This window comes from Pedobacter sp. 10L46_2 (assembly GCF_056395165.1).
The window spans coordinates 1-7,040 of sequence record NZ_JBFTIZ010000224.1; the positions used below are offsets into that span (position 1 = coordinate 1).

Annotated in this window: 4 protein-coding genes; all 4 read left to right on the top strand. The window is 37.3% G+C overall.

Annotation, left to right across the window (positions count from 1 at the left end; all coding sequences use genetic code 11):
* Positions 1–2,902: SusC/RagA family TonB-linked outer membrane protein (locus AC1DDX_RS19780; protein WP_477622455.1), on the top strand; the 2,902-nt coding region annotated here is incomplete at its 5' end.
* Between the two features lie 51 nt (positions 2,903–2,953).
* Positions 2,954–4,495 (top strand): RagB/SusD family nutrient uptake outer membrane protein, encoded by a 1,542-nt coding sequence (locus tag AC1DDX_RS19785; RefSeq protein WP_337715098.1) that lies wholly within the window; start codon positions 2,954–2,956, stop codon positions 4,493–4,495.
* A 16-nt stretch (positions 4,496–4,511) separates the two neighbouring features.
* Entirely contained in the window at positions 4,512–5,711 is a 1,200-nt protein-coding gene (locus tag AC1DDX_RS19790) for a discoidin/SUN/FTP domain-containing protein (protein ID WP_172663724.1), read from the top strand.
* Between the two features lie 32 nt (positions 5,712–5,743).
* Positions 5,744–6,847, top strand: coding sequence for a DUF5007 domain-containing protein (locus AC1DDX_RS19795; RefSeq protein WP_337715096.1), 1,104 nt, complete (start codon positions 5,744–5,746; stop codon positions 6,845–6,847).
* Positions 6,848–7,040 lie beyond the last annotated feature (193 nt).

A 7,040-nucleotide genomic window follows, 5' to 3' on the forward strand; every position in this document is an offset into this window, starting at 1 on the left:
TAAGATGAGTTTCCAACAACAGACTGATTCTGCTGAAGAGGATTCTGCCAAACTTAAAGTAGACACTACACGCTTCCAGCCTAAGTCCAAGAGGACCGTTTTTTCGGCTTTAGAATCTAAAGGAAATGATATCGATCCTAAAAAGCTCGCTATTTTTCCTGCGATTACATTACAGCAGTATTTAAAAGGTGAGGCCGCTGGCCTTTATGTTCAGGAATCGTCTGGTGAGCCAGGTACAGTTCAGAACATGTTTATCCGCGGAACATCACAGCCGCTTGTATCGCCACGTGAACAATTTGCTACGCAGCCGCTAGTTGTTCTTGATGGGATACCGTTAGTTGGTGAGCATCCTTTTGCTTACGACATCCAACAATTTAAATTTGACAGAATAGGTCCGGCAACAAATACACTTGCCAATATCAACATGGATAATATAGAATCTGTGCAGATATTGAAGGATCTTGGTGCTACATCTGTTTACGGACCAAAAGGAGTTAACGGAGTAATTTTGCTAACGAGTAAAAGGAACTCGACAATTAGAAAAATAAACTTCGAATCGTATATAGGTTTAGCACAGCCTAGTGCGGTAACTACTATAAACGGTAAGTTCGAGAACGACTTTAGAAGACAATTTTACAATAAGTATACTGCCAATGGTAGTTACTCTGATAACGACTCTTATCCTCTTTATTTAAGTGACTCGTTAAACAATGACTTTTATGGACCATCTAACTGGAACGACAGTTATTATGGTAATGCACTTGCTTATTCTGTGAACGCCGGAATTTCGGGTGGTAGTGATAGAGCTAACTTCCGTTTTGGGGTGGGTACAACTACCAGCGGGGGCGTTGCAGACAATACTGGTGCAGATCGCTATAATACTCGTTTTCAGATTAACATGAGGCCAACTGAATGGATGGCGTTTACGGCTATTATTAACGCGAACCGTGTTGACCGTCAACGAAATAAGAATGTTAGAGATAGGTTGTCACAAGTGAACTACATACCTGATTTAAGTTCGCCAATTGCCCCTAATAAGTTAAAATATGGTGAATATCTGGATCAATTTGACAAAGGATTTGATGACAACAGGTCTAATATTGTAGAAGGATTGGTTAGTCTGGGTATAGATCTGGGCAGATTTAAATTCAATTCTACTTTCGGATTGGATCATAATGAGGGCTACAGAGATATATTCTATCCAAGAACGTTGCTGCAAACAACAAACTATGCCTCAAATTATTATGGGTACAGTAGAAGAGTGTTTTTTGATAATACGGCAACGTATGATCTGAAGATTAATGATGTACATACATTTAACTTCGTTGTAGGTTCTTCATTTCAGTATGATACTTATAAATACAATTATGCATATGCTTATAAAGGAGCTAACGATTTCGTAAAACTTAATTTGTTGCAATCTGATCCGAATAGAGGTGATTATTTAGAGCCATTTGTGTTCAGGAGAGAACTTGTTTGGAAATTTTTAGATAAAACCAGAAACAATCAGGTTTCATTTACAGGAAAAGCAAGCTACAATTATAAAGAAATTTATACTTTTTCTGCTATGTTACGTGCTGATGCATCTTCGAATCAGCAACCGACTAATAGATGGTTCTATTCACCGATCTTTTCTGGAAGCTGGAATATGAAGAAAGATTTTCTTGGAACGAACGATTTTGTTTCAGATTTGAATTTACGTGCCAGCGTAGGTCGTATGGGTAGGGCCGAGCTATTTGATAATTATGCTCAGGGCCCTCAGTATACCGCCTTTATTGGTTTTACCGGTAATTTAATTGCACCTGGATATAACGGTTTCGGAACACTAACCAGACCATATAATGCCGGTGCTATTCCTTATGGCCTGGAATGGGCTTATCAGGATCAGTTAAATGTTGGAGTTGACGTTGCTTTCTTGAAAAACAGGATCAGAGCTTCAGTTGATGTATATACTAAAGAAGATAAAAATCAATTGCTAGGTGTACCTGGCGCTGCTGAATACGGATACACTACCGTTATTAGAAATGGTATGTCTATTGCAAATACTGGTATTGATGCTGCAATTAGTGCTGATATCTTACCGTCAACAAAAAAGGTTTCATGGACTTCTTCACTTAACTTAAATTTCAATAAAAATAAATTGAAAGCTTTGCCGGGTGGTTTATCTGAATTGATTGTTGGTGACAGACTTTTAAAAGTCGGCGAATCGATAGATAGCTATTGGTTATTAAAGAATGAAGGTATTTTTAATACCGATGCGGAAGTTCCGGTGGGAGCAAACGGTCAAAAAATGAGCTATAATGCCATTACATTAAAGGCTGGAGATCCGATTTGGAAAGACCTTAACGGAGATAATACTATCAATAATAGCGACAGAACCTTGACCGGACATGCCCTTCCGCTTGTTTCCGGAGGCTTTAATAACGATTTCGGTTATAAAAACTGGACCCTCAGTGTAAATATGTATTTCAATTTAGGACGAGATCTAATAAATCAGGAAATGGCAAACCGTTTTGATTTTGTTAATCGCGAAGGGTTAAATAATATCAACTCTGTTAGAGAGGTTACTTACTGGGAAAAAAGGGGAGATTATTCAAAATACCCTTTGTATAACCCATGGAGTTCGTCGGCTCCTTATCAGGCCAATCAGGATTTATTCCTTGAAGATGCTTCATTCTTAAAATTGAGAACTGTGTCGTTAGGTTATGATTTAACGAAATTGATGAAAAAGAAAATGCCAAGACTTGAAAGATTTTATGTTTATGGTAGTGTGCATAATATTTTCACCCTTACTAAATATACAGGACAAGATCCAGAGCTCGTAAACTATACTGGTTACGATACAGGTTACGGAATGCAAATTCCTAGAACGTATATGCTAGGTGTAAAAATGGATTTTTAATTAATATCACACATAGACAAATAACATTAAGTACCATTTAAAATAGACGAAATGAAAAAAATAGTTTTGCTGAGTCTTATCTTTTTTGCTCTGGTAGCAGGTGGCTGTAAAAAAGCATTAGATATAAACTCAACCCGTGTGGTAAATGAACAGAACTCCTGGAACAATATGGAAGATTCCAGAGCTAAACTGCTTGGGGTATATGGGTTAACCAGGGCAGCATTAGCAGATAACAATGGCCATTGGATTTATGGTGATGTGCGTATGGGAAATTTTGATAGCCCTTTACGTCAGGATCTGAAAGCCATTATAAGAAATGACCTGAAGGCTGCTTATCCAGTGGTTCAAGAACTTTCTAATTGGAGAAGATTTTATGCAATTGTAAATGCTGCAAATATTTTCCTTGAGCGTATCCAAGAAGTTAAAGCGAAAGATGCCAGGTATACGGATAACAATATGACTGTAGATATAGCGCAAATAAGATTTTTGCGCGCATTTGCTTACTTCTACATGGTGAGAATATGGGGTGATGTACCTTTTATTACCTCATCTCGTGACGGACAATTTGAAAATGTTAAAAGATCAGATCGTAACGCGATTATGGAGTTTGTTCAGGCCGAAATGGTGGCAGCTGCTGAACAGTTACCATATAGATACAGTGTAAACGATATTCAGCAACCGGGGATGTACTATAATGAAGGAGAAGGAAGATGGAATGGAACCCTGGTTAGAAAATTAAGTGCCTATGCTGTTGCTGCTCAGGCGGCTGCATGGCAAGGGAAATATGCTGACGTAACTGTTTATACCAAAATTGTGCTTGATAATTTTGGTAAAGCGGCAATGGCTTATAATCCAACCGATTATCTTACAGGTCGCAGAGGACTTTTCTTTGATAAGAATAATAATCAGCTGTTGGGATTTGGTTTTATCTTTGGACATCAGGATGCCACATTCGTAGGTAATATTGAATCACTTACACTTGCAGAGCCAATTGTAAATAAAAATCTACCGGATATTTTTGTACCAAAGGATTCAATCTTATCCATATTTAAAGAAGCTAATGATGGCAGGTTTAATATCGATAGTAATGGTGTTACTCACTCTCAGCTTTATTTTACAAATTTCCTAGGTAAGTATCCAATTTTTAGTAAGATAAAATGTATGCAGGATGGATCATCAGACCCAACTTTCAGAATATTTTCAAGTGCTATACTCTTTACAAGGCTGGAAGATGTTACACTGTTGAGAGCTGAGGCTTTGGCTGTATTAGGGGAAAGACAAGGAGCGATCGATGCGCTAAATATAGTAAGAGCATTTAGGTATAACGTTGATAATGTGGGAGCTACTAATAGTAGTTATGTGCCGTACTCGCCCGAGCGCAGTGGGAATCTTATTGAAGCGATTTTTAATGAGCGTAATAAGGAATTTATGGGTGAAGGTTACAGATGGTTCGATTTGGTTAGGTATCATAAAATTGTGCAAAGAGATCCGAAGTTTATTGCTTTAATTAATTCTGGTGGAATTTACTGGCCTATTGCTCAATCTCTTATTGACCAAAATCCTGAGTTGGTACAAAACTCTTATTGGAAATAACTAAACATTAATAGATATGAAAAAATCAAATTTATATAGTAGATATTTAATAGCATTCTTGTTTAGTGCCATAATATTTCAAGTGGCCTGTAAGAAAGAAAAAGGCTATTATTCTACTCAGGATATCAATCCAGGTACTTCCTTAAATATTTATGATTACCTGAAAAGTAAACCAGGAGTTTATGATTCATTGTTGCTGGTAATTGATAAACTTAAAATGAAAAGTATTCTTACCGATAGTAGCGTGTCTGTATTTGCGGTTTCTAACCCAAGTTTTCAGCTGGCAATTAGAAATTTAAATGATGCAAGAAGGGCTAATGGCAAAAGAGCTATCTTTTTAACCGAATTAGCGTCTGGGTTTGCACCTGCTTTGGCTGATCTGGAAAAAGCAAAAAATGATAGTGCTCATTTGGATACGATGGTATCCAGGTATATTGTAAAGGGACTTTTTAAATCGACAGATTTTTCTTTGGGAGATGGCCGTGAGCTTTTTAGTGTACGTGGAAATTATCCAATGCATGGAAAACGCCAATACGCTGATGCTCAAGGTATGCAAAATGGCGGTCCCGAAGTGATTGAGTTTGCCAATACTAAAAGAAGTGTATTTACTCCGAACTGGGCATTTGCTTATACAAGTTCAGTTAACATTCAGGCGAAAAATGGAATTGTACATTTAATACAGCCAGATCATGTGTTTGGATACGATGAATTTGCAAGACGACTTACGTTTATTCCACCGCCAACAAACTTATTTAAAACGGTTACTGGTACAATGGAGGTTAAATTTAATAACCCTGACTACAAGGATGGAACGGTAAATCCGGGAGAGAAATTCATTAAGTTGTTTGATGATAATGTGTTAACTAAGTTTATCTGTCACTTTAATGTTCAGAATGTTAAACCAGTTTACTTCATTTGGCACCCTAGCTTACCTGTAGTATCCAATGTTTACACATTGACATCTGCAAATGACTCGAAAGAATATTCTCGTAATCCGAAGAGCTGGAGAGTTGAAGGATCTCAAAATGGAACAGACTGGACTGTATTAGATACCAGACAGGATATGGTATTTGAATCTAACTTCCAGAATAAGGTTTATGATTTTAATAATGAGATTGCCTGGCAACACTACCGTATAGTATTCTTGAGTAATACCGGTGATGATTTATTCCAGTTGTCTGAATGGACTATGAACTTTAGGACAATTTACAAATGATGAGGACAGATAAATTTAAATTAATAAATGTTATGTACAACATATTAAAATATAGAGTAGTTCTATTTTTGGCCATGATAATTGCTTTTTCGGGATGCAGGAAGATTTTTGATCTGCCTGAAGAAAAGGATTATTTAAGCACTAAAATGACTTATGCCATGACAGAATTTCCTCCGACTTTGGGTAGGCTAAATTTATATCAGGGCATTTTTAATCCCGATAATTCCTCAGCCCCTATGACCTTTGAAATTGTAAATGCAAGGTTTGGAGATGGAAGGTCGGCTGAAGATATGCTGGCCAAAAAACCGGTACTGGTGTGGACTCAGGAGTATACCGGAAATGAAAAGAGTGTAGCCGAAATTGACGCAAAAAGGAAAATTGAAGAGCGCCCGATGCTTGAGGTAAGACCTTCTGGTGATATTATTCTTTGGCCTTCTGCTACAAGTGAAGTCTTTAAGCCCCGGGATTCTGTAACTTATCCTCAGGATATCAGATATTTCGATGTGAAGGTTAAGAATTCAGGAGGAACGAGAATTATTAAAAACCTTTCTATAATTCCATACAGAGAGATACCATATTTTCCTGCAGAAGATATTAACAAATTTACCGGTAAGCCTAATACCACCACAGCAAATGGAACTACTTTACAACACAATTATCCCAATATTTCCGGGATGAAAGGTGAGGGAACCAATGATGATTTGTTTGCGAATGGAGGCGGGTTAAAAGGAGTTGTATATACATATATCAGAAAAGTACCTGGTGGAACTGGCAATTCATTAAGATTTAAGTTTTTGAATAAAGATTCAGTAGCGATAAATCCGGCCAAGTTTAATGAAACTAAATGGGATCAACTGGTGCATGGTTTTAATATGGAAAGAACAAGCGAATACGTAAAGTTTGATGTTGCATACCCAATCCCTGTTGCCAGAATTCCGACAAGGTTTACAGCGGGTGGCATAACAAACACATTTGGCGGATCTACAGCATATGTTGAGTTTGTTTATTCGCGAAGAGGATTTGGCGGTGCCAGAGAGCAAGGTGTGATTTCACAGCAGTTTGCCATTTATGAAAAAGGTGATTGGGAAATTGTATTTCACTTTAAAACTGTGAATCCAAAATTTGAAGACGAATAGAAATGTTAATGATAAAAATTAATACAATGAGAAAACAAGTAATTCTGCTATCGATTTTTTTCAGCTGCATTTTTCTATGCAAGGATTTGGTGGCGCAAACAAAGAAGGTAACTGTTAGTGGTACAGTAAAAGATGGCGGATCTAACGATACAATGGTAGGTGTTAGTGTTGCCACCGGTAAGCCACTTAAAGT